Origin of the sequence: Methanogenium sp. S4BF (assembly GCF_029633965.1) — an archaeon.
Classification (GTDB): domain Archaea; phylum Halobacteriota; class Methanomicrobia; order Methanomicrobiales; family Methanomicrobiaceae; genus Methanogenium.
Window position 1 is genome coordinate 1,814,903 of sequence record NZ_CP091277.1, and the last position, 23,393, is coordinate 1,838,295.

Genomic DNA, 23,393 nt, shown 5'->3' on the forward strand with positions numbered 1-23,393 from the left:
GATGCTGGACTGCACACCAGAAGGCCCTGTTGAAACACACACCACAGGAAAAATAAACCCGGCAAAGACATGCCAGCCCCTGGGAGCGATGTATGCTGCCCTCGGCATTCACGGCTGTCTACCGCACAGCCACGGCTCTCAGGGGTGCTGTGCCTATCACCGGATGGCGCTGACCCGCCACTTCCGTGACCCGGCAATGGCATCCTCAAGCTCCTTTACCGAAGGAGCGTCCGTGTTCGGCGGAGCGGCCAACCTCAAGACATCCATCAAAAATGTCTTTGCAATCTACAACCCGGACATCATTGCCGTGCATACCACCTGCCTCAGTGAGACAATCGGAGACGATGTGCCGACGATCATCAGGCAGTCGGAGATCCCCGAGGGGAAGTATGTCATACATGCAAACACCCCGAGTTACCACGGTTCGCACGTCACCGGATTTTCGAACATGTGCAAGGGGATTGTATCCTATCTTGCGGAGTCCGACGGCACCCCGAAAAAGGAGCGGGTGAATATATTCCCCGGTTTCGTCAACCCGGCCGACATGAGAGAGGTCAGGCGGATTGTAACCGAGATGGGAGTCCCCTCAGTCATGTATCCGGACACAACGGACGTGATGGACTCACCGCTGCTCAACAGGTACGAGATGTACCCCAGGGGCGGTGCAGCGATTGCGGACATCATAGATTCGGGCAACTCAAAGATGACGCTTGCACTGGGCGCATGGTCCTCGGCGGAGGCTGCGGCCATCCTCCAGGACAAGTGCGGCGTGCCGGGCGTTCCCCTCAAGCTCCCGATAGGAGTGAAGGCGACCGATGCCCTGATTATGGCGGTAAAGGACGGCTTCGGTGTCGATGTGCCCGAGTCGCTCGATATTGAGCGCGGACAGGTCATCGATACGATGATCGACACCCACTTCCACTACCAGGGAAAGACGGTCGCCATCTTCGGGGACCCTGACATCGTAATCGCAATGACCGAGTTCCTCATCACCCTCGGCATGATCCCGAAGTATGTCCTTACCGGAACAAACGGAAAGCAGTTCGAGACAACCATCAACGGCATGCTCGCAGAGGCCGGCATCGAAGGATCAAAAGTCAGGGCGGAAGGAGACCTCTTCGACCTCCACGAGTGGATAAAGGAAGAGTCCGTCGACCTCCTGATGGGCAACACGCACGGGAAGTACATTGCCCGTGCCGAGGACATCCCGCTCGTACGGATAGGATTCCCCATCATGGACCGGGCGGTCCATCCGCTGATGCCTGTTACGGGATACCGCGGATGTCTGCGTTTGATTGAGATGATCAGCAACACCCTGCTGGAACGCCGTGACCGTGACTGCGCTGACGAAGACTACGAACTCGTGCTGTAAGACTGGTTAAAACGGAGGAGAAAAAATGGAGAACACATGTTCACTGACCCGGGACACAGATGCCCTGATAACTGAACGCCGGAATTCAATCATCACGACCGGTAAAACCAACACCAGCATCAGCTGCACGGAAGACAGTCTGGCAGGCTCCGTCAGCCAGCGGGCATGTGTTTTCTGCGGTGCACGGGTGGTCTTAAATCCGGTAACGGATGCCGTCCACCTGGTGCACGGGCCGATCGGATGCGCCGCATATACCAATGATATACGGGGCAGCCTTTCCAGCGGTTCGGAGATGTACAGAAAGAGCTTCTCCACCGATATGAAGGAAAAAGACGTCATATTCGGCGGAGAGAAGAAGCTGGCCGCATGTATCGCCGAACTGGTTGAAACGTACCATCCCCCTGCGATATTTGTCTACTCCACCTGTGTCGCGGGGATGATCGGTGACGACATCGTTGCCGTCTGCAACCAGGCCTCCCTCGCATATGGCATTGATGTCATCCCGGTCGAGTCCAGCGGGTTTATTTCCGGCAACAAGATCGTGGGATACCGGGCTGCAGGAGAGGCCCTCCTCAGGCTCATCACCCCGAAGGAAGGGGAGGTCATCGAAAAGACGAGAAAACTCAACTTCCTGGGCGAGTACAATCTCGGCGGGGAGAAGTGGGTCGTCGAGCGCTACCTGCGTGAGATAGGCATCGGGATAAATGTGGCCTTCACCGGTGATTCGACCGTCGAAGCCCTGAAGAAGGCCCCCGGCTCATGCCTGAACCTGGTGCAGTGCACCGGTTCGATGCACTGGCTTGCAAACGTGATGCAGCAGGAATACGGGATACCCTCCATCGATGTCAACTTCTTCGGTGCGGAGAACACCGCAGAAAGCCTGCGAAAGATTGCAGCGTTCTATGACGATCCCGACATCTCCGCCAGAACCGAGGCCCTTATTGAAAGGGAGATGACGGCGGTCAGAAAGGTCAATGAGAAGTACAGACAGAAGCTGGAGGGAAAGCGTGCCGCGATATACGTGGGAGGAGCCTTCAAGGCATTCGCGATTATCCGGCAGCTGACCGAGCTTGGCATCGAGATCGTTCTGACCGGCACCCAGACCGGCAAAAAGAACGAATACGAACGGATGGGCAGCCTCCTCAACGAGGGCACGGTCATCATCGATGATGCAAATCCCGCCGAGATCGAGAAGTTTCTGATTGAACAGAAGGTCGACGTCATGGCAGGCGGGGTGAAGGAGCGGTTTCTGGCATACAAGCTGGGAGTCGGCTTCATCGACCACAACCATGACCGGAAAGACGGCCTGATCGGATTTGAAGGGGCCATCAGGTTCACAAAGGAAGTGTACGCGACAACATGCTCGCCGGTATGGAAGTATGTGAGAAATGAATACGGAGAGACGGACCGATGACACATTCCAGTCACCCCACACACACAGAGTCAGCGAAGCTGGTCAATGAGAACCAGTGCCACATGTGCATGCCTTTGGGCGGCGTTGTCGCATTCAAGGGCATCGAAAACGCCATGGTCCTGGTTCACGGCTCACAGGGATGCAGCACGTATATGCGTCTGACCAATGTCGAGCACTACCACGAACCGGTGGACGTCGCCTCCTCCTCGTTAAACGAGAAGCAGACCATCTACGGCGGCGAGAAGAACCTCAAGCAGGCCCTGGACAATGTCATACGGGTCTATGAGCCGAAGGTCATCGGCGTGCTTACCACCTGCCTGACAGAGACAATGGGCGAGGACCTGAACCGGATCATCACCTCATGGCGGGCGGATACGGGAAATGTTGATACCGAGATTATTCCCGTATCGACGCCGAGCTATGACAAGACGCATACGGAGGGGTTCTGGACCGCAACCCGCAGCATCATCGCTCATTATGCGAAGACGGGAGTGCAGCCGCATGCCAGGGCCAATGTCATCATCCCGCACATCAGCACGGCTGATATCAGGGCGATACAGCAGATTCTCGATCAGTGGGGTCTTGCATACACCATGCTCCCTGACTACTCGATGACGCTGGACCGTCCCTTTGCCGGAAGATACCGGAAGGTTCCGGAAGGAGGAACGAAAACAGCGGAGATCGCGGAGATGGGCGGGGCTCCGGTCACCATTCAGTTCGGTCAGACCTGCGAGGACAGCATCTCCCCCGGACATTATCTCAGCGAACGGTTTGGAGTGCCCCTTGTCAGTCTCCCGCTTCCGATAGGAATAGAGAACACCGACCTCTTCATGCAGGCACTCGAAGACCTCACCGGGAAGAATATGCCGGACCGGTTGCAGAATGAACGGGGATGGCTCATCGATGCGATGGCTGATTCGCACAAGTACAATGCATCGGCACGGCCGCTTATCTACGGCGAGCCGGAGCTGGTGTATGCCTATACCTGTGCCTGCATGGAGAACGGTGCGGTCCCTTCGGTTATCGCAACCGGTTCACCGCACTCCCGTATCGGAGTCCTGCTGGAAACAGTGCTGGCTGAGGCGGATGAGAAGCCGGTCATCCTTGAAGGGGCCGACTTCGCGACGATTGAAACCGCAGCACTGGACGCCGGCTCTACCATCGCCATCGGGCATTCCGGAGGACGCCAGCTGACCGAGAGGCATGGCGTCCCCATTGTGCGGGCAGGCTTTCCGATTCACGACCGCGTCGGCGGGCAGAGGATTCTCTCGGCAGGATATGCCGGGTCTCTCGCATTCCTCGACCGCTTCACCAACACGATACTCGAAAAGAAGTATGCATCCTACCGTGAACTCAGAAAAGAGGAGCTCCTTTCAAAGATTGCCGCTCTTCCCGGGAGAGAATGCATCGCAGACTAATCAAACGAACTCAAAGGCAGGAAAACAACATGCAGAAACCAAACTACCACATCTTTGTCTGTTCAAGCTCACGGCCGAACGGCCAGCAAAAGGGCTTCTGTCATTCAAATGACGGTGTGGAGATACTGATGAAGTTTATTGAAGAGATAGACGATCGTGAACTCGGCGGAGAGGTGTTCGTCAACAACACGGGCTGCTTCGGGATATGCGACAAAGGGCCCATCGTGGTCGTATACCCCGACAATGTATGGTACGGGTCGGTCTCGCCGGATGACGTGGATGAGATCCTTGACGAACATATCGAAGGCGGAAACGTTGTAGAACGTCTGCTGATCTGAAACGCTCAACAGGGAGATGAGGTGGAACCATGGTTGCAGAGATAGCAGCAATTGTTGATGCGGACGGATGGACCGGTGTCCTGGACGAGCCCGGACAGATTGTGGTCTATCGCCGCTCCAAAGACGGATGGGAGACAGACCGCACGATGCCGGTCTCTCTTGGCCGGTGCAGAAACCTGCCGGAGATGCGCCGGAAAATGGCGGAGATCGTGCAGTTTCTGGATGCATGCAGGACTTTCGTAGCCGGATCCGCACACGGAGCCCTCTACTTTGAACTGGAAAAGGCAGGATGCACGGTATGGGAAATTACCGGAAAACCCGCCGAATATCTGGACAGTGTTCTGGAAGAAGAGGAACACGCGAGGACTGCGGCAGCAGCGCCGTGTGCGATCGTGATCCCCGCTCCCGAGGAGACTGCACCGGGAACTTTCTTCATCTCTATCAAAGAGGTGCAGGGAAAGCTTCCCGGAGTCACCAGCAAACAGATCCTTGCACAGTTCATTGCCGACGGAGAATTCCGGGTGCTTGAAATTCTCTGTGATCATGTGCCCCCCTGGATTGAGATGGAGGCGCAGAGACGGGGATACGGCCTACAGGCAGAAAAGAACCGTCCGAATGAGATCAGGGTCAGGCTGACGGGAGCCGCGGCAGGATGAGAGGGGGCCGCACCCGACCCATTCGGGTTTCAGCAGCAGCGCCGGTAAAAAATCACCCTCAGGCATCCAATACCGAATTAACCACATGTATGGTGTTATTATGAAGACATGCGAGATTACCCCGGTATTAATCACCTGCCTGATGATAGGCGTCGTCCTGCTCGCAGCAGGGTGCACTTCAACATCAGACGTCACTCCGTCAGCAGATGCTGCAAAGAGCATCACGGTCTTTACAGCCGCTTCCCTGAAGGGAGCCTTCACTGATATGGCCGCTCAGTATGAAGATGAACATCCGGGCACAACGGTCGTCCTTAATATCGACGGCACCCAGGCACTCAGGACCCAGGTGGAGCAGGGGGCAAGAGGAGACGTCTTTGCGTCAGCGAATACGAAACACATGGACGCCCTGATGGCAGGAGGGTTCATGGAGAATGACACGGTCACCCGTTTTTTAGAGAACCGTGTTACGATTGCCCTTCCAGCGTCAAACCCGGGAGACATTCACGAACCCGCAGACCTGTCCACTCCTGGAGAGAAGGTGCTCATCGGAACGTCTGAGGTCCCCGTCGGAGGCTACGCCCGGCAGGTACTGGAGAAGATGACTGCCGACCCGGAGTATGGAGAAGAATACATGGATGCGGTTATGGAAAACATCATCTCTGAAGAGACGAACGTGAACAACATCATCGCAAAACTCCTCATTGGTGAGGCGGACGCCGGGTTCACCTACACCTCGGATGTCGTCACCCCGGCCTACGCGGATCAGCTGACCACCATTCCCATTCCGGATGAGTACAATGTCATCGCCCACTACCCCATCGGGGTCCTCAGAGAGTCCACAGACCCGGAGACAGCAGCAGACTTCATCGCCTTCGTCCGCTCCGGACAGGGCGGGGAGATCCTCAGGTCGTATGGATTTGAACCGCTCTGAAGCGCTGAGAAGAGTTGAAAAGGCCGCTGTGGCCCTCGGCATCTCCGTTCTTTTCGGGGGATTCCTTCTTTTTATCACGGTCCCGGTCATTTCACTCTTCCTGCGGATATCGCCTGAGGCCTTCATCGCATCGCTCTCAACCCCGGTTGTGACCGACGCCCTGATCCTGAGCCTTACGACGGCCGTGGCATGCGTTTTGATTGTCGTGCTCTGCGGGACGCCCATCTCCTACATTAATGCGAGATTCGCCTACCGGGGGAAGGATATCATCGATACGCTCATTGACATCCCTGTCATTCTGCCGCCGGCAGTCGCCGGTCTCGCCCTCCTGATGGCATTCGGGCGCTATGGCATTGTCGGGAAATACCTGAGCCTCTGCGGAATCGAGATTGCCTATACAACCCTCGCGGTAGTGCTCGCACAGGTATTCGTCTCCTCGCCGTTTTATATCCGGCAGGCACGGGCAGGCTTTGAGGCAGTGGACACCAGCCTTGAGGATGCGGCACGAACGCTCGGCGCATCCCCTCTCCGGACATTTGCCCGGATAACGATGCCCCTTGCCGCCGGAGGCCTGATCTCCGGTGCTGTGATGACCTTTGCCCGTGCACTGGGAGAGTTCGGGGCGACGATTATGTTTGCAGGAAACATCCAGGGGCGGACCCAGACGATGCCACTTGCGATATATACGACGATGCAGGGAGATCTCGATGCATCCCTCGCCCTTGCGGTGATTCTTGTAATCATCTCGTTCGGCGTGATCACCGGTGTCCGGTATACCCTCAGGAGGGGAGCCAGTGCTTAATCTGACAGTAACAAAACAGCTCAGGGACTATGTGCTTGATGTCCGTGTCACGGTGAACCAAAGGGAGACCCTGGTCGTCATCGGTGAGAACGGCGCCGGGAAGTCGACGATTCTCAATCTGGTGGCAGGGCTGCTCCATCCTGACACGGGGACTATCACCCTTGCAGGCAAAAGCCTGTTTGACGAAAATACGCGGGTCATTCTTCCCCCCGAGGAGCGGCAGGTCGGGTATGTTCTCCAGAACTACGCCCTCTTTCCGCATATGAGCGTCGCAGACAACGTCGCCTTCGGCCTCCTTTCGCGGGGGGTTTTGAAGCAGGAGGCACGGGAACGGAGCCTCCGCATGCTTGAACGGATGGACATTGCCGCCTTTGCAGACGTCCGGCCGAACGCCCTCTCCGGCGGGCAGCGGCAGCGGGTGGCCCTCGCACGGGCGCTCGTCACCGAACCCGACATCCTGCTCCTTGACGAACCCCTCGCGGCCCTTGATGTCAGGACGAAGACAGCGATGCGGCGCGAGCTTCGGGCCTGCATCAAAGAGGCAGGGATTCCGGCGATCATCGTCACCCATGCACTCAGGGATGCCCTCGAACTCGGAGACCGGATTGCGGTGATCGAGGAGGGGATAATTGTCGCCGACGGAACGCCGGATGAGATTCTTGCGGGCGGAAACGGGTTTGTATCGCATTTCTTCTGCGGGTGTGTGCACAGCAGAAAGGGGGAGACAGCCGGATGAGAAGGGACGTGCGCATCAGCCGGGTGACCCGGCCATAAACCTTCCACACTATTTTGCCTGTCGCACCACTCTTTTTTACGTCCTCATCATCTGAAGCGATTGCGGCCATTTTTGGCCGTTACAGCATACGATAAAAACTCTGTCTGATGGTATGCCAACCGGTGTGCGAACAGTTAAAATAACCCCCGTACCAGATCGTATTACAAAAATAGTTGAAATGCCCCGGCACCGACCCGACTGTTCCATCTCCGGGACAGCCCTTCCAATCTGCCGAAACAGAGGAATCATGAGACTCAAAAGATCAAACGATACCCCTCACCACCTGATTCAAACAGGCACGCTGCTTCTCGTTGTTGCAGTCATGACAGTTTGCTGCGCCGGCTGCACAGGGGAGGGGTCGGAACAGTTGAATACACAGAAGAATACCGCAGAGACCGAAGTCACCTACACCGGATCGAATGTGGAAACCGTCGAACTCTATCATTTTCATGGTGACCGGAGCTGCACCTCCTGCGTCGTGCTGGGCAATTTTGCCGAAGAAACCGTCACAGAATGCTACGCACCGGAACTGGAGTCCGGCCGGCTGGTGTTTGCTCATGTCAATTATGACGAACCGGAAGCGAAAGACCTCGTAGAACGGTATCATCCGACCGGATCCTCTCTCTGGATAGGCGTTTCAGACGAGAACGGGTTCTATAAACAGGAACTGGTCGCTCCCTGGTACATGCTCAGCGATAAGGATGAGTATTCGCAGTATCTCAGAGCGGTTATTGAGCAGCAAATAGGATAGGGCGACCCGATGGACATTATGGGGTTCATGCAGACGATGGGGATGAGCGGCGTTCCGCTCGTCGCTGCCTTTTTTATCGGCCTGATGACGGCGATGAGCCCCTGCCCCCTTGCGACCAATATCACCGCCATCGCCTACATCTCACGGAAGCCGGGCAACAGCCGGCATACGCTTCTCGTGGGATTTTTGTATGCCATGGGGAGGACAGCCGGATACGTGGCCATTGCTGCGGCAATTGTGTATGCCGGACTTAATGTGCAGGTTATCTCTTTCTTCTTACAGGAATACGGCGAGATGGTCCTCGGCCCTCTGCTTTTGCTCCTTGGTATCCTGATGCTTGACGTCATCGACATCCCCTTTCCGGGAGGGGGCGGTCGGGGAGGAGACCGGCTCACATCCTTCATGGAGACATACGCAGAGAAGGGGATTGTTGGGAGTTTTATCCTCGGCGTTCTCTTTGCACTCAGTTTCTGCCCGTTTAGTGCGGTTCTCTTCTTCGGCATGCTCATCCCTATCGCACTGAAGACCGGAGACGCCCTCCTCGTCCCCACAATATTCGGGATTGCAACGGCCCTGCCGGTTATTGTCGTTTCCCTCCTGCTTGTCCGCGGTGTCGGACAGGCGGTACGGTTTATGCAGCGGGCGCAGGTGGTGGATTTCTGGGTGAAGAAGGCGGTTGCCATGGTTTTTATCGGGGCTGGGTGCTATCTGCTCTGGATTACGTGGGCGGGATAAGGTGACAGGGAAGGAGCGATCGACCGGATCACCCTGAAGCACCGGATATCCACGTAGGAAGAGAGGATATCCATCACCCGGAGACCGGGCAATTTCCGTGTGAATCTATTTCAGCCCCCGGGGGTACCGTTAACAAAGAGAGATATTATGCGTAAATTTTCCCCCGTTACGAGTGGTATCACCCTGTGTCTCATTGCAGCCTGCCTTATCTGCGGCTGCACGGACACCGGAGCACCGGCAGATATCACCGGCACTGCAACTGCTGCCACACCCCTCACTGCAGATCCCATCGATATCGAAAACGTGACCGTACAGACAGCCTCCGTTGACGACATCCAAATCGCCTACAAAGAGTTCGGCGACGGCCCGCCGCTGGTCCTTATCATGGGCTATGCCGGGACGATGGATATGTGGGACGTCCGGGTGCTGCAGGAGCTGGCCCGCCACTACCGGGTGGTCGTCTTCGACAACCGGGGGATGGGCCTCTCCACCTCGTCAGAGAAGGAGTACACCATCTCACTCTTCGCAAACGACACCGCAGCATTCATGGAGGCGATCGGGAGAGAGAAGGCCCATATCCTCGGGTGGTCAATGGGTTCAGACATCGCCCTTGCACTCACTCATGAACACCCCGAACGGGTCGATAAACTCATACTCTACGCCGCCGATCCGGGTGGAGACGAGTCTGTCCCCATGGACCCTGAGGTGGAGAAGGCACTCCTCAACACCTCGGGAACACCGATGGAACGGGGTATGCGCCTCTTATCCCTCCTCTTCCCTTCAGACTGGATGGCACAGCACCCCAGCCCGGAGGAGTACTTCCCGAATGTCACCGAGAGTACCCCTGCGGAGAATATTGCACGACAGGGAGAAGCGATGGGAGCGAGAAAGGGGGTCTCTGCATGGCTCGGTACCGTCACGCAGCCGACCCTTCTCATCGTCGGGGATCAGGACATCCTCGCCCGGCCCGCCAACTCGTTTTACATCGGGGAGCGGATTCCGTCTGCCAGTGTGGTGCAGATCCGGGGAGGCGGGCATGGCGTGATGTATCAGTATCCGGAGGATTTCACGGATATTGTACTGACGTTCCTTGAGCTGGAGCAGTGGTAAGGAGAGGCAAACCTGCCCTTTTTGAACCCCATTTTCAGGGAATTGGGGAGTGAAATGGAGGTATTTCCCCCCAAGATTTATTGCAAAAAATATACGCGGATTTTGCCAGCCATTTACTTGAAATACGACAGATTATGGATTACTAAGCGGTTGCTATTGGGCGGTATTTTGTTAGGACATATTAGTCCTTTTGATTGAGAACGACCCACTCCGTGCTTCTGTGTGGACACAAATTAACAGGACTGAGAACGGGTATTTTGGCAATTCAACCAATTTTTGAGCAAATATTAAATTATCACCTCAAACCTTTGAAGAAAACATCCAAATCATTATTACCAGTATTTTTCTTTTTACCACCACTAGACCCAAAGAGATCAGGCATATCAACTTTTATTGGCTTAATGACAGGTTGAGAAATTTTCGGCGCCCTCATCTTTGATGAGGACGAATTTGCATCATCCACTTTAGGACGATTCCTCAATATACTTCGAATCTCTTTTTTTACGGATTCAGAACGTTTTTTTATCCATCCCTTTTGAGTATTTTTAGGAATTGGCTTATGATGAACGTCATCATGACATATAGAACAGAGGACGAGCAAATTACTGGGCGTATTGAGATCTTTGGTACCAGAAGCTTTTGAAGCCTCTTCAATATGGTGGACTTTGAGATTTCTCAGAGGGAACTTTTTCCCACATTTTTCACATCTATTTCCTACTGCAGCCTTAATTTTTGCTTTTTTTGCCGGAGTAAGAGCATGCCGTGTCTTTTCCGTATCGGTTCTGTTGTCAAAGATACCAGCCATGCTATTCTTTCCTCACTCCCTTGTATTTCCCTCCCGACTTTTTGGCACTCTTAATCCTCCCCGTTTCTGCATCCCTCTTATAATTCAATCCTGTCCGCGGATTGCTAAATTGGCTCGTCTTTTTTACTGCCCCCCTGCGATAACCATCGCCAGTATTTTTTGCCATCAAATCGCCACAATGATATACTTTACAGCATTCCATACTTAAATTTTACTGAAATAAGCACAAAGTCTGAAAAATAGTAATAAATGAGCAAACACATCAAATACATCTAAATTTAATCATTATCCAGACTCGATAATGAAAATACACTTGTCCCACCACCGCCTTCCCTGTCCTCCACCCCCCTCAAAAACCCATAAATACCATACAACAGATCAGTCATCCCTACCAGAAGGGATACAAAATGCTCCACCGCACACTACCAAAAACAGGGGACACACTCTCCATACTGGGCTTCGGCTGCATGCGCCTCCCCGAGAAGGACGGCCGGATTGATGAGGAACGGGCCACACAACAGCTCAGGTATGCCATCGACCACGGGGTGAACTACGTGGACACCGCATGGAGTTATCACATGGGAGAGAGCGAGCCCTTTGTCGGCCGGGCCCTTCGTGACGGATACCGGGAGAAGGTCCGCCTTGCGACCAAACTTCCGTCGTGGCTGGTTACATCGCGTGCGGATATGGACCGGTTTCTCGATGCACAGCTGGAGAAGCTGCAGACCGACCATATCGACTACTACCTCATCCATGTGCTGAACACCACAGAGAAACTCGCACAGATGGAAACATGCGGCATGACCGCGTTCCTTGACGAGGCAAAGGCGAAGGGAAAGATTGTGAACGCCGGCTTCTCCTTCCACAGACCCGCAGAGGACTTCGCCCCGATTGTGGACGCATATCCGTGGGAGTTCTGCCAGATCCAGTATAATATCCTCGACGAGCAGAACCAGGCAGGCACAAAAGGGCTGAAATACGCCGCAGGAAAGGGCCTTGGCGTCATCATCATGGAGCCGCTCCGGGGAGGCAACCTGACCGACCCGGTGCCCCCTGCAGTCGGGGAGATCTGGGACCGCTCCCCCGTTCAGCGGACACCTGCCGAGTGGGCGCTGCGCTGGGTGTGGAACCATCCGGAGGTAACCGTCGTCCTCTCGGGCATGAACCGGGAGGAGCATATCAAAGAGAACCTGCGCACCGCCAACGAGGCCCATCCCGACTCCCTCTCGGATTCAGAACTGACCTGCATCAGGCACGTGACCGATACCTACCGTGAACTGATGAAGGTCGGCTGCACCGGCTGCCAGTACTGCATGCCCTGCCCGTCTGACGTAGATATCCCGCTCTGTTTTGAGCTCTACAACAACAAGTACATCTTCAAAAATCCGGATGCAGACATGTTCTATGTCGTCCGGCTCTCCGGTGTGCTCACCAACGGGCCGGAACAGTATGCCTCCCAGTGCGTGCAGTGCATGGAATGTCTGGAGAAATGCCCCCAGCACATCGATATCCCGACCATGCTCAGGTCCATCGCAGACGAGATGGAAGGGGAAGGGTTTGAGGAGCGAAAGGAGATGGCACGAAATCTGTTTGCGGAATAGTCTCCCGGATGAGAGAGCATCCTTTCTGCAGGTACTATTTTTCCCCGGCACTGTTTTTGCTCGTTCCCTGCCCCAACACCATCCATCTGCCCACACCGGAAGATTTCAGAACAGATGACATTACCTTTTAGATGCCTGCACCGCACAGATATTTGTATACATGCTAAACAATACCCCCTCCGACACAGGCACCACGATACCCGACCTGACAGAAGCCTTCATCCGGGTGCTTGCAAAGGCGGCGGCAGTCGAGAAGGAGCCCGTTGATATCGGCCACGGGGTGCACCTCTATACCTCAGAAGTCCACCTGATCGATTGTGTCGCCCGCTACCCGGAGGAAAGCATCTCAGGAGTGGCCACCCGTCTTGGGGTGACCAAGGGGGCCATATCCCAGACTGCCGCAAAACTGGAGAAGAAGGGATATATTGGGAAATACAGCAGAGAAGGCGACAAAAAGACGGTTCTGCTACGCCTCACCGGGCGCGGAGAGGAGGCATACGCGTGGCACCGCCGCTACCACGAACAGATGGACCATATCCTTGCATCACATCTCGCGGCTCTCACCCGGACAGACCGCGAACACCTCCTGGCACTCCTCTCCGGGCTCGAGGAGATGTTTGACACCTGTCCGGCTGTACGGGAGAGCATCTCCCGAATCCCGCAGAAATCCCCTGCAGACCGATAGCCATCGGCATCCGGCACCGCCGGACCATCAGCTATTTTGCCCGTTCTGTGTTACACCAGCCATAGTTGCCAGCATCTATCCTAAAATAGTATAGTTGCTAAACAATATTCAGATCGGCCCATCTGCACCGCACCGGTCGAAGAGGAAAACCCCATGACAGAATATACCCTGGACGCAATACGCCCGGAAGACAGAAAAGCCGTCATCGACATCTTCAACCACTACATCGAGCACAGTTTCGCGGCATACCCGGCAGAACCGGTGCCGTACGCAATGTTTGACCACCTCTGCTCGCTTGCTGACGGATATCCCTCATGTGTGGTCAGGGACACCGCCGGCATCGCAGTCGGATTCGGGATGCTGCATGCCTACAATCCGATGTCCGCCTTTGCCCGCACCGCTGAGGTGACATACTTTATCAGGCCGGATATGACCGGTCAGGGCCTGGGGGGCCGTATCCTGACCCACCTTGAAACGGGGGCACAGGAGCAGGGCATCGCCTGCATTCTCGCGTCGATCTCCTCCAAAAACTCCGGCAGCATCCGATTCCATGCCGCACACGGCTTCACGGAATGCGGCAGATTCAGAAACATCGGCGAGAAGAACGGTATAATCTTTGACACCGTCTGGATGGAGAAAGAGATCTGATACCACGGCAGAACAAGTGATCTGTCATCCTGAACCCGTGCATGGCAGGCAACCGTGTTTAGCAGAACGATTTTTCAGGAATATATTTCACCTGTCGGATATGATGTAAGCATATGAAACCGGACCGAAAGATTGCAGTATCCCAGTCTTCCAAATCAGGGCTCCCCCCCGGGACACTGATCCATGTGGGTGACCGGGACCCTGCACCGACGCAGATCCGGTGTTTCGAGTATAACCAGCATTCCACCGATGAGAAACGTCCGGCGGACTTAACTGTGTGCTCCGGTGAAGCCGACAGATGTGCCTGGATTAAGGTGTCGGGCCTTTCCGATCTGGAACAGATAAAAAAAATCGGCGAACTCCTGTCCCTCCATCCGTTAACGCTTGAGGACATACTGAATACCAACCAACGGCCGAAGTATGAGGAGTTTGATGATTACCTCTATTTAGTGCTTAAAATCATCCGGATAGAAACCACCCCGGAGGAGGGAACGGAGAATGGGGACAGGAGAAGCGGCACAGGCGATACCGGCACAAAACCGGAGACCACACAGGAATCTGAAGACAAGTATACCATTTCAGCCGCCCAGTTAAGCATCGTACTGACAGACAGGATCGTCTGTTCATTTGAAGAGGCAAACAGCGACATATTCAATGGCATCATCACCCGGCTCTTTGACGAGAAAAGCCGGATACGCAAACTGGGTTCGGATTACCTGATGTATGCCCTTGCAGACTGTGTCGTTGACAATTATTTCGTCGTCTTTGAGCGAATCGGGGAGGATATCGAGGAACTTGAGGAGCGTATAATTGACGGAGCAGACCCCGATGTCATGGAAGAGATCTATACCCTCAAGAGAAATCTTCTCGACATACGAAAACGGGTCTGGCCCCTCCGGGAGACCATCGCCGGACTTCTCAGGAACAAACCGGAGTTCATATCCGAACAGACGGAAGTATTCCTGAATGATGTGTCCGACCATCTCTACCAGTTAAATGATATTCTGGAGTCCTACCGGGAGATGTCCACCGGGCTGTACGAGATCTACCTCTCGACCCTGAGCAACCGGATGAATGAGGTGATGAAGGTCCTGACCATCATCGCAACCATCTTCATCCCCCTGACCTTTATTGCAGGCATATACGGGATGAATTTTGCATCGATGCCGGAACTGCAGTGGGAGTTTGGCTATCCGGCAGCGATCCTTGCCATGCTTGTTACAGCCGGAATAATGGTCCTGTATTTCAGGAAGAAGCAGTGGATATGAAGCTTATGATGCGGGTGGGAATCGCCCCTCCGGCCAAAAACGGCATTGATTGAGGTTCTCAGCTTTTTTTTTAGAGGACCGGTGTGCCCGCCGTTACCCGCGCTGCGGAAATGGTTTCAGCAGGAATCGGAGAGGTTTGAACGACAGCAGTCCCGCACCCTTCTTCCGGCCCGGCCTCAACAGTCTCCGGCGGCGATACGGTTCCTGTGTCAGTACATCCGGTGAAGAACGCTCACGGTACAATGAGCAGGCAAGAACAGAAAGATACGTCGTTCGTTTTCGGCCGTTAGCTGTGTTTTCTATCCATATTACTCTTCATGAGGCTTGGGAACCGGCTGATAAAAGAGGTTCTGATTCGTATGGGAACCGTGCGGAAGAACATTTCATTTGATACTGCCGGACCCGGACGTCTGGCATCACCAGATATATCAGGACAGGCGCGGTATCGAATCAACAGAGGCGGGAACAACTGCCTGCCACGATGCTCAAAAAGGGAGATCTGCTCCACGGATGGGGCGGAAAATCCAATGCACGGGGATAAACGCACCGGAGCAAAAGAGACAGACGCTCACACCACCCATCCGGCATATCATCCCGATAATTTGCTGAGATCCGATTCTCTTTCATAGTGCCCGACAAATAGAATGAGTCAGACCTCCCCGGCGTCATCCGCAGAGCAGATGACGGCCCGGTCAGGAGCGACCGGCCCCGGAGTGTGACTGCCCGCGTTCGTCAGGAAAACTGCGTGCGGGCCGACCACATGATGCCCCCGGCGCAGGGTAAACACAAACAGCACCGCAATCCGACCATACCACATACCTCTTCAGTCCCGTTCACATCTCACCCGGGGACCGAAGGAAGGCAGAGAAGATACCGGCCAACGGCGCACATAACCACCGCCGTCGGTGCAGCCCGCCCGAAAAGAGGGGGCAGGTATTTATCCACAATTTTAACATAATGGACCAGAGACAGATGACAGATTCAATCATTGATAGTATATTGAGTGCCCGCTATCTCCGGAATGGCGAGACCACATTTGAAGATGTGTGCAGACGTGTCGCTGCCGCCCTGGGAGAGGATGAGGCACAGACCGCCGCATACTTTGAAGAGATGCGTTCACTCCGGTTCCTCCCGAATTCGCCGACCCTGATGAATGCCGGCACAGAAATAAACCAGCTCTCCGCCTGCTTTACCCTCCGGGTGGGAGATTCCCTTCCCGAGATCTTTGACGCCCTCAAATGGGGCGCCCTCATTCATAAGAGCGGCGGCGGAACCGGCTACAACTTCTCAAATATCCGGCCAAAGGCAGCACCCGTCCTCTCGACAGAGGGCGTTGCATCCGGCCCCGTCTCCTTCATGAACATCTTCAATGAAGCGACCGAGGTCATCAAACAGGGCGGCAGACGCCGCGGTGCAAACATGGGGATTCTCAATGTCTGGCACCCGGACATCCTTGAGTTCATCCGGTCAAAGACAGTTGAGGGGAAGGTCAGCAATTTCAACATCTCCGTGATGATGAACGACGCGTTCATGGAGTCGGTCGAAAGGGGCGAGATGGAGAGGCTATGGATGACCCACCCGTATTCCGGCGAAGAGATCACGGTCGGCGCCATCTGGAACGCGGTGATTGACGGTATCTGGAAGAACGGAGAGCCGGGAGTGCTCTTTTATGACGAAATCAACCGGCATAACCCCACCCCCAATCTCGGGCCTATCGACACCACCAACCCGTGCGGTGAACAGCCGCTCCTGCACTTTGAGAGCTGTGTCTTAGGCTCGATAAACCTGGCACTCTTCGTGCAGAACGGGAAACTCAATGAAGAGCAGCTGAAAAACACCACACGCATCGGAGTCAGGCTTCTTGACGCGGTGATTGACAAAAACTGCTTCCCGATTCCCCAGATCAAAGAGGCAACAGAAAAGACACGAAAGACCGGGCTGGGCCTGATGGGCGTCCATGACGCACTCCTCCTTCTGGGCATTCCCTATGACGCAGAGGAAGGACGGGCGTTCTGCGAACACGTGATGGCACTTGTCACGGCAACCGCAGTGGACGAGTCACACCGCCTTGCAGAGGAGCGTGGCGTCTTCCCTGCATGGGAAGGGAGCATATGGGGCAAACAGACGATGCGGAATGCCGCACTCACCACGATCGCCCCCACGGGGACCATCTCTCTTCTGGCAAACTGTTCCAGCGGGATTGAACCGGTCTTCTCCTTTGCCTATACCCGGAAAAATACCGTCGGAAAGGAGTTTGAGATTCTGCACCCGATCTTTGCGGCCGAACTCAAAAAGACCCTTGCAGCATCCCGCACATCCCCCGATGAATGTGAACGAAGGTTCCGCGAGGTCGTGGCGCATGTCCACAAAACAGGTACCGTGCAGGACATCGGGTGGCTTCCGGAATCGTTCCGAAAGGTATTCCGGACAGCGATGGACATCGGGTGGAAGGACCACATCATGATGCAGGCAGTCTTCCAGAAGCATGTCCATGCCTCAATATCAAAGACCATCAATATGCCTGAAGAAGCGACCAGAGATGACATGGCAGCAGCAGTCCTGATGGCATGGAGAAACGGTATCAAAGGGATGACCATCTACCGTACCGGAAGCCGGGACGATGTTGTTCTGGCCCTCAGTGAGAAGGAACCGGAAAAACCGGAGACGCAGGAACGCTGCCGTCCGAAAGAACTCATCGGCAAGACCTACCTCTGCCAGTCCGGGTGCTGCCGCCTCTATGTGACCGTCAACCTCTTTGAGGGGAAACCGTGGGAAGTATTCATCCGGACCGTCGGCAGCGGAGGGTGCGAAGCAAACTCCAATGCAATCGGTCGGGCGATATCAACAGGCCTCCAGAGCGGCGTTCCCTATACCAAATACGTCAAACAGTTCAGAAAGGTCAATTGTCTCTCTGCGGTCAAAAACACTGAGTCTGAAGGCTATTCCTGTGCAGATGTCGTCGGAAGATGCATCGACCTTGCAGCACACATGGAAACCATTACCACTCTGGATAACTGGACCATCACCGATGCAACGGAGAAGACAAAGAACCGCTGCCCCGAATGCGAGGCTGAACTGGACTTCGGGGAAGGCTGCAATCAGGGCATCTGCAAGAACTGCGGATGGAGCGGGTGCTCATAACCCCCTCTGCATCAGTTCCATCTCAGCAAAAACCCATATTCGGGGCATATGGATGCCCGGCAACGATATCACCCATTTTTTGGACGCCCGAACATTCCCCTGAGAGAGCGGAATACAGAGGGCACGCGGCGGCGAACGCCGATACCATCGATGACCCCGGCCTGATGCCGTGCAGATCCACGTGGATCGAAGAAAAGAGAGATTAGAGAAGTCTCTCACCGGCGGAAGGACCGGCGGCACACTGGAATACCTCCCGGATTTTCACGATCAAAAGTCCCTTTGCAGGAGCCTTGGCCATCTTCGCCCGGACGGTCTCCTGCATCTTTTCGAAGTCCGCCCCGATGGTCTTGAGTTCGACATCGCCTTTGATCTGGAAACAGCCCTTCGTCTCCGGCCCCCATACATAGAGGGAGAGCTTTGGGTTCTCTTTGATGTTTGCAAGGGTCTTTTTCATAAAGTTGTCTGCAATCCATATCGTTTCGTCATCAACCAGCTCCACAAAGCCGATAGGGACAACGTTCGGCCATCCGTCCGTCGAGGAAGTCGCAACAGGGAATGCCTTCATCGTCGCAAAAGCGGTTTTTATCTCTTCTGTGAGTGCAGTCATGGGTCTCACCATCCCCCTGTATACCTCTGTGATGATAAACTGCATTGTCAGAAAACCGATGTGTCGAATACCATGTACCGCACATTCAGGACACTGCCCTTCATCAGGGGCACCCGGCAATCCATTATATAGCCAGACGTGCTGAAGAGGGGGGTAAGAAACAGCCATGACACCAGATACAGAAAGCACACACCCCAATGCACCGCCACCAGAGAGAGGGGCGGTCGCCATCATCTACCACTCCGAGACAGGGCACACACGGGCCATCGCCCTGAATGCCGCAGAAAAGATCGGAGCAACCCTCATCGAGGTCAGGCCGCAGCATCACTACTGCAGGATGGGCAGGTATCTCCGGGGAGGTATCCGGGCAGTAGCCGGAATGCAGGATGCCATCTACCCCGCCGAGATCAGTATCTCCCCGTTTGACATCATCATCGTGGGTACCCCCGTCTGGTCACAGCATCCGACACCGGTCATTACCGGGGCCGTCGCCGCCCTGCGGGGGGTAACAGAGGGAACGCAGGCAATCATCTTCACCACGTGCATGGCCCACGCCGGCAGGGCCTCCGCCCCGCTGAAGGAGGCACTCCGGCAGGCGGGCATTCCGGTGCAAAAGGCGTACGTCTTTCCCAACCACTATCCGGTTGGCACCTGCGGCACTGCGCTTGCAAAGGGGGTGGAGGCTTTGCGCACGGCAAAACAGGGAAAAAGAGAACCAGAGAAAAAACAGTGAAGGGAAAATCAGGTGCCGGACGACACCAATTTCATTGCCAGATCCCCGGATGAGATTTCCGTCAGTTCAAAGGGTGTCCCCCACTGCTGGATGGTCGCCACATCTCTCTGCACGATGCCGGTAAAGGTGACAGAGAGGTTGTCCTGCGCAAATTCATCCGGCAGATTCAGGGGGAGATAATTGGCACCGTCGTCTCCCACAATGCCGTAAAATCCGCCCTCAAGGTTTTGATACACAATCGTACCGGTGCCGCTCACGGCATCCGGGTTATCTGCGCCTCCGTCGCTGATGCAGCCGCATACACATACGGCAGCCGCCATAAGACAGAGAAGCACAGCCAAAGGATTCGGACATCCTGCCATATCAGATCACAACAGGTGAATGGACAAATGATCGCATTAAGGTTCCTTTGACTTCGGATATTTTCGCAATCATTCGTCCGGGCTTTCGAAACACAGGACAGAACAACAGGGCCCGCATTGCCATCACAAAACACTGATTTTATTTTTTCGGAATTTCACATGGTCTGTTCCATTCGAAGCCATGCCTGCTCATCAGAAACCTTCCCCACAGATTCAGTGAATCCAGAACATCTGTCAGTGCCATACCGGTTTCAGAGAGGGAATACTCCACCCGCACAGGAACTTCGGGGAATACCTCACGGATGACAATCCCGTCCTGCTCCAGCTCGCGGAGCTGTTTGGTAAACATCGTCGGCGTCACCATAGGCAGCTGCCGTTTCAGCTCGGAGAAACGGAGAACGCCCCCCCTCAGCTGCCATATGATAAGCACTTTCCATTTGCCGCCGATGACATCAAGGGCCGCCTCGACCGGACAATGATACTTTGTATAATCCCGCATACCAGGTTCACCACATGCTATCAGGTACGTTCCCGCGACCTGCAACTATAATCATACGTTAGTACACAATATAGACTATTGGAGTATTTCCATGGAATCAGACACCCAGAGAGATAGCATGAAGGTCATCGCAATCAACGGAAGCCCGAGAAAGAACGGAAACACCGCCCACCTCCTCCGGGCTGTGCTCTCAGAACTGGAGACAGAAGGCATCGAAACAGAACTCATCCATATCGGCGGCAAACCCATCCACGGATGCATCGCCTGCATGAAATGCTGGGAGAATCAGGACCGAAAATGCATCATCGACACCGATATCGTCAATGAATGCATCGCAAAGATGGCTGAAGCAGACGCCATCATCATCGGCTCATCCACCTACTTCACTGATGTCACCGCCGAAACAAAGGCCTTCATCGACCGGGCCGGATTTGTGGGGCTTGCAAACGGCGGACTCTATACCCGCAAGGCAGGTGCCGCTGTTGTTGCTGTCCGCCGTGCCGGGGCCGTTCACGCCTACGACACCATCAACCACCTCTTCGGAATCAGCAGTATGGTCACCGTCGGCTCATCCTACTGGAACCTCGGCATCGGCCTTGCGCCGGGCGAGGTGGAGGAGGACACAGAGGGAATGGAGACGATGAAGAACCTCGGCCAGAATATGGCATGGCTGTTAAAGAAGATCCATTCCGGAGAATGAACACGTGCCTTCCCCCTCTTTTTCTCTGAATCTCCTGGAGATTGACCATAGCCGGACTCTGTCCGGGTCACCCAAGTGGGTTCTTGTCACCGGGGGCGAGGTACTCTGCCCTGAAGGTGGTTCACCACTGCTCTCCGCCCTGCCGACAGGTATCGGGCCTGCGGGTGCAATCCCGCTCGGCACCCTCAACGGGAACACCATCTCTGCCCTCAGTACGCAGATGACCCCTGACGGGCTCAGCCCTGTTTCCCTGCGTGACCTCTATTTCCGGGTAGACGAGGAAACCCTTGCCATCGGAGGGAGAGCCGTTCAGCTCGTCCATTTTGATGAAACAAGCCGGTTCTGCGGAGCATGCGGTGAACCCGCATACTGGAAGGAAGATGAGCTCGCAAAGGTCTGCCCCCGGTGTGGCGGAATCGTCTACCCCCGGCTCAGCCCGGCGGTGATCGTGCTTGTCCGGCAGGGGCGGGAGATCCTCTTCGTACGCCCGCCCCGTTCTCCGCCGGGGCGCTACTCACTCATCGCCGGGTTCGTCGAACCGGGTGAGACACTCGAGCACGCCGTCATGCGTGAAGTCGCAGAGGAGGCGGGTGTTTCTGTTCGAAACCTCAGGTACATCGGAAGCCAGCCGTGGCCCTTCCCCCACTCCCTGATGATCGGTTTTTTTGCCGAGTATGCGGGCGGCGGAATCAGACCGGACGGCGTAGAGACTGTGGATGTCCGCTGGTTCTCTCCTGAGAATCTCCCGTATCTTCCCGGACGGATGAGCATTACCGATATCCTTGTTGAACAGCATCTCCGGGATGACGGATCAGCTGAATATGCTGCTGAACCGGGTGCAGATGAAAAAAATAGTGGCGCCACCCTCCCGATATGAGAAGATACGGGAATGTGCCACCGGCCTACCCCCGATAACTCCTTTTTAAGCAGTACCGACAGACGATTCACGACACTCATGCAAAACGGCGTGTCACACATACCGGAAAACCGGATGGAGCATAAGGATCTGAAAAGGATGCACCGCCACTCCGCCGGATATCAGATGTGCCTCATACAAAAAATCCCAGAATAATGCCTCCGGCGTAGACGGCCATCGCGGCATGGAAGAGCGGCAGCACCCGCAGCCCCGCCTCCGGCGTCCCGTTGCCCCGGAGAATGATCACATTTGCCACCACCAGCAGCAGAAATCCCATAGCGAGCGCCGCCTGCGCCACCGGATCAAGTGCCCAGCCGAAGAAGACCGCCATGATGCCGTGCAGGGCGGTGCATGCCACAATCCAGATGACCGTTCCCCGCACCCCATAGAGTACCGGCACGGTCTTCATGTCCCGTGCGAGGTCATTTCTCAGGTCGGCGAGGTCGTTTGCCGCAAGGTGCGCAAGGGCATACGGGTAGAAGAAGAGAAAATAGAGCAGTGCTGTTGTATCCGGCAGCCCGGCGGCGAGGTAACCGGCGACGGGGAAGAGGGCGAAGTCAGTTCTGCCCACCAGCTGGGCAACGGGGAACGCCTGCGACCGCTTCTGTACCTGGTAGAAAACCTCGGCGGTATAGCTGTATCCCATGATGAGGGCAACAAAGAAAGAGTGCGGATACGGGAGTGTGAGAATCAGGGCAAGGGCAAAAAGTGCGAGAACCGCGAAGAGAATGAGGGCATGGCGGGCCGGGATAAGCCCCTCTGCGATGGGCCGTGTCCCGAATGGCCGCCAATAACCCGTCATCCGGCCCTCGACATCTCTTTTGTCGTAGACCCGGTCCACATAGTCGTTGAGGACCATGCCCGCCTCGAAACCAAAGAGCCCGATCAGTGCGGCAGTAATCAGGCCCGCCCATGAAAATCCCCCATAGGCCGCAAATGCAAGGACTGTTCCGGAGCAGAACAGCAGAGGCCAGGCAAAGGCAAAGTGCAGACGGAGGAGATCCCCGTATGCCCGCAGGGTGCCGGTTTCCATCACGAGTTCTCTGCTGTCATTGCAGATGTACCTTCCTGAGATGGGGGAAAGAAAAGAAAGGATTCTGCCTTTTTCGTGACAGAGCAGCTCGCG

General features: G+C 55.3%; 25 protein-coding genes. 19 read left to right on the top strand and 6 right to left on the bottom strand.

Annotated features, from left to right (window positions below; genetic code table 11):
* The first annotated feature begins 1 nt into the window (after position 1).
* From L1S32_RS08755 to L1S32_RS08805, 11 genes are all read left to right on the top strand, one after another.
* The gene (locus L1S32_RS08755; RefSeq protein ID WP_278154644.1) at positions 2-1,372 is read left to right on the top strand and encodes a nitrogenase component 1; all 1,371 of its coding nucleotides are present in this window, start codon (positions 2-4) and stop codon (positions 1,370-1,372) included.
* 25 nt (positions 1,373-1,397) lie between these two features.
* Entirely contained in the window at positions 1,398-2,786 is a 1,389-nt protein-coding gene (nifE, locus tag L1S32_RS08760) for a nitrogenase iron-molybdenum cofactor biosynthesis protein NifE (protein WP_278154645.1), read from the top strand.
* Positions 2,783-4,204 carry a nitrogenase component 1 gene (locus L1S32_RS08765; protein ID WP_278154646.1) on the top strand — a complete coding sequence of 474 codons (1,422 nt, stop codon included), beginning with the start codon at positions 2,783-2,785 and terminating at the stop codon, positions 4,202-4,204. The genes nifE and L1S32_RS08765 overlap by 4 nt, the downstream gene beginning before the upstream one ends.
* A 29-nt stretch (positions 4,205-4,233) precedes the next feature.
* Positions 4,234-4,542: a 2Fe-2S ferredoxin gene (locus L1S32_RS08770; RefSeq protein ID WP_278154647.1), complete on the top strand. Its 309-nt coding sequence runs from the start codon at positions 4,234-4,236 to the stop codon at positions 4,540-4,542.
* A gap of 29 nt (positions 4,543-4,571) precedes the next feature.
* The gene (locus L1S32_RS08775; RefSeq protein WP_278154648.1) at positions 4,572-5,198 is read left to right on the top strand and encodes a Fe-only nitrogenase accessory AnfO family protein; all 627 of its coding nucleotides are present in this window, start codon (positions 4,572-4,574) and stop codon (positions 5,196-5,198) included.
* Between the two features lie 100 nt (positions 5,199-5,298).
* Positions 5,299-6,129: a molybdate ABC transporter substrate-binding protein gene (gene modA / locus L1S32_RS08780; RefSeq protein WP_278154649.1), complete on the top strand. Its 831-nt coding sequence runs from the start codon at positions 5,299-5,301 to the stop codon at positions 6,127-6,129.
* Positions 6,110-6,931, top strand: a complete 822-nt coding sequence (locus L1S32_RS08785) for an ABC transporter permease (RefSeq protein ID WP_278154650.1) — start codon at positions 6,110-6,112, stop codon at positions 6,929-6,931. The genes modA and L1S32_RS08785 overlap by 20 nt, the downstream gene beginning before the upstream one ends.
* The gene (locus L1S32_RS08790) at positions 6,924-7,667 is read left to right on the top strand and encodes an ABC transporter ATP-binding protein (protein ID WP_278154651.1); all 744 of its coding nucleotides are present in this window, start codon (positions 6,924-6,926) and stop codon (positions 7,665-7,667) included. Before L1S32_RS08785 ends, L1S32_RS08790 begins: the two co-directional genes overlap by 8 nt.
* Before the next feature lie 286 nt (positions 7,668-7,953).
* Positions 7,954-8,457, top strand: coding sequence for a nitrophenyl compound nitroreductase subunit ArsF family protein (locus L1S32_RS08795; protein ID WP_278154652.1), 504 nt, complete (start codon positions 7,954-7,956; stop codon positions 8,455-8,457).
* Positions 8,458-8,466: 9 nt separating this feature from the next.
* Complete coding sequence (locus tag L1S32_RS08800) at positions 8,467-9,192, top strand: aromatic aminobenezylarsenical efflux permease ArsG family transporter (RefSeq protein ID WP_278154653.1); 726 nt, start codon at positions 8,467-8,469, stop codon at positions 9,190-9,192.
* A 147-nt stretch (positions 9,193-9,339) separates the two neighbouring features.
* Positions 9,340-10,302 (top strand): alpha/beta hydrolase, encoded by a 963-nt coding sequence (locus tag L1S32_RS08805; protein ID WP_278154654.1) that lies wholly within the window; start codon positions 9,340-9,342, stop codon positions 10,300-10,302.
* 295 nt (positions 10,303-10,597) lie between these two features.
* Here L1S32_RS08805 and L1S32_RS08810 read toward each other — a convergent pair whose 3' ends face one another.
* Positions 10,598-11,107, bottom strand: a complete 510-nt coding sequence (locus tag L1S32_RS08810; RefSeq protein WP_278154655.1) for an HNH endonuclease signature motif containing protein — start codon at positions 11,105-11,107, stop codon at positions 10,598-10,600.
* Positions 11,108-11,514: 407 nt separating this feature from the next.
* Between L1S32_RS08810 and L1S32_RS08815 the strand changes: the two genes are divergently transcribed.
* The 4 genes from L1S32_RS08815 (at position 11,515) to corA (ending at position 15,309) form a co-directional block, all read left to right on the top strand.
* On the top strand, positions 11,515-12,708 hold the full coding sequence (locus tag L1S32_RS08815; protein WP_278154656.1) for an aldo/keto reductase: 1,194 nt from the start codon (positions 11,515-11,517) through the stop codon (positions 12,706-12,708).
* Positions 12,709-12,868: 160 nt separating this feature from the next.
* On the top strand, positions 12,869-13,393 hold the full coding sequence (locus tag L1S32_RS08820; protein ID WP_278154657.1) for a winged helix DNA-binding protein: 525 nt from the start codon (positions 12,869-12,871) through the stop codon (positions 13,391-13,393).
* A 153-nt stretch (positions 13,394-13,546) separates the two neighbouring features.
* Positions 13,547-14,041, top strand: a complete 495-nt coding sequence (locus L1S32_RS08825; RefSeq protein ID WP_278154658.1) for a GNAT family N-acetyltransferase — start codon at positions 13,547-13,549, stop codon at positions 14,039-14,041.
* A 113-nt stretch (positions 14,042-14,154) separates the two neighbouring features.
* Positions 14,155-15,309 carry a magnesium/cobalt transporter CorA gene (gene corA / locus L1S32_RS08830; protein ID WP_278154659.1) on the top strand — a complete coding sequence of 385 codons (1,155 nt, stop codon included), beginning with the start codon at positions 14,155-14,157 and terminating at the stop codon, positions 15,307-15,309.
* A 649-nt stretch (positions 15,310-15,958) separates the two neighbouring features.
* On the opposite strand, the gene L1S32_RS08835 is transcribed toward corA, so the two are convergent.
* Positions 15,959-16,126, bottom strand: coding sequence for a hypothetical protein (locus tag L1S32_RS08835; protein ID WP_278154660.1), 168 nt, complete (start codon positions 16,124-16,126; stop codon positions 15,959-15,961).
* Positions 16,127-16,281: 155 nt separating this feature from the next.
* Here L1S32_RS08835 and L1S32_RS08840 point away from each other — a divergent pair, with 155 nt between their 5' ends.
* Positions 16,282-18,450: an adenosylcobalamin-dependent ribonucleoside-diphosphate reductase gene (locus L1S32_RS08840; protein ID WP_278154661.1), complete on the top strand. Its 2,169-nt coding sequence runs from the start codon at positions 16,282-16,284 to the stop codon at positions 18,448-18,450.
* 202 nt (positions 18,451-18,652) lie between these two features.
* On the opposite strand, the gene L1S32_RS08845 is transcribed toward L1S32_RS08840, so the two are convergent.
* On the bottom strand, positions 18,653-19,057 hold the full coding sequence (locus L1S32_RS08845) for a pyridoxamine 5'-phosphate oxidase family protein (RefSeq protein WP_278154662.1): 405 nt from the start codon (positions 19,055-19,057) through the stop codon (positions 18,653-18,655).
* Positions 19,058-19,223: 166 nt separating this feature from the next.
* Between L1S32_RS08845 and L1S32_RS08850 the strand changes: the two genes are divergently transcribed.
* On the top strand, positions 19,224-19,790 hold the full coding sequence (locus tag L1S32_RS08850; protein WP_278154663.1) for an ArsR family transcriptional regulator: 567 nt from the start codon (positions 19,224-19,226) through the stop codon (positions 19,788-19,790).
* An 8-nt stretch (positions 19,791-19,798) separates the two neighbouring features.
* Here the strand turns inward: L1S32_RS08850 and L1S32_RS08855 are convergent, their stop codons facing one another.
* Positions 19,799-20,152: a hypothetical protein gene (locus tag L1S32_RS08855; RefSeq protein ID WP_278154664.1), complete on the bottom strand. Its 354-nt coding sequence runs from the start codon at positions 20,150-20,152 to the stop codon at positions 19,799-19,801.
* A 139-nt stretch (positions 20,153-20,291) separates the two neighbouring features.
* Entirely contained in the window at positions 20,292-20,651 is a 360-nt protein-coding gene (locus L1S32_RS08860) for a helix-turn-helix domain-containing protein (RefSeq protein WP_278154665.1), read from the bottom strand.
* Positions 20,652-20,769: 118 nt separating this feature from the next.
* Between L1S32_RS08860 and L1S32_RS08865 the strand changes: the two genes are divergently transcribed.
* Together L1S32_RS08865 and nudC are read left to right on the top strand one after the other, a co-directional pair.
* Positions 20,770-21,351 carry a flavodoxin family protein gene (locus L1S32_RS08865; protein ID WP_278157076.1) on the top strand — a complete coding sequence of 194 codons (582 nt, stop codon included), beginning with the start codon at positions 20,770-20,772 and terminating at the stop codon, positions 21,349-21,351.
* Positions 21,352-21,355: 4 nt separating this feature from the next.
* Positions 21,356-22,228 (top strand): NAD(+) diphosphatase, encoded by an 873-nt coding sequence (gene nudC / locus L1S32_RS08870; RefSeq protein WP_278154666.1) that lies wholly within the window; start codon positions 21,356-21,358, stop codon positions 22,226-22,228.
* Positions 22,229-22,400: 172 nt separating this feature from the next.
* Here the strand turns inward: nudC and L1S32_RS08875 are convergent, their stop codons facing one another.
* The gene (locus tag L1S32_RS08875) at positions 22,401-23,300 is read right to left on the bottom strand and encodes a UbiA family prenyltransferase (RefSeq protein WP_278154667.1); all 900 of its coding nucleotides are present in this window, start codon (positions 23,298-23,300) and stop codon (positions 22,401-22,403) included.
* Positions 23,301-23,393: the final 93 nt, after the last annotated feature.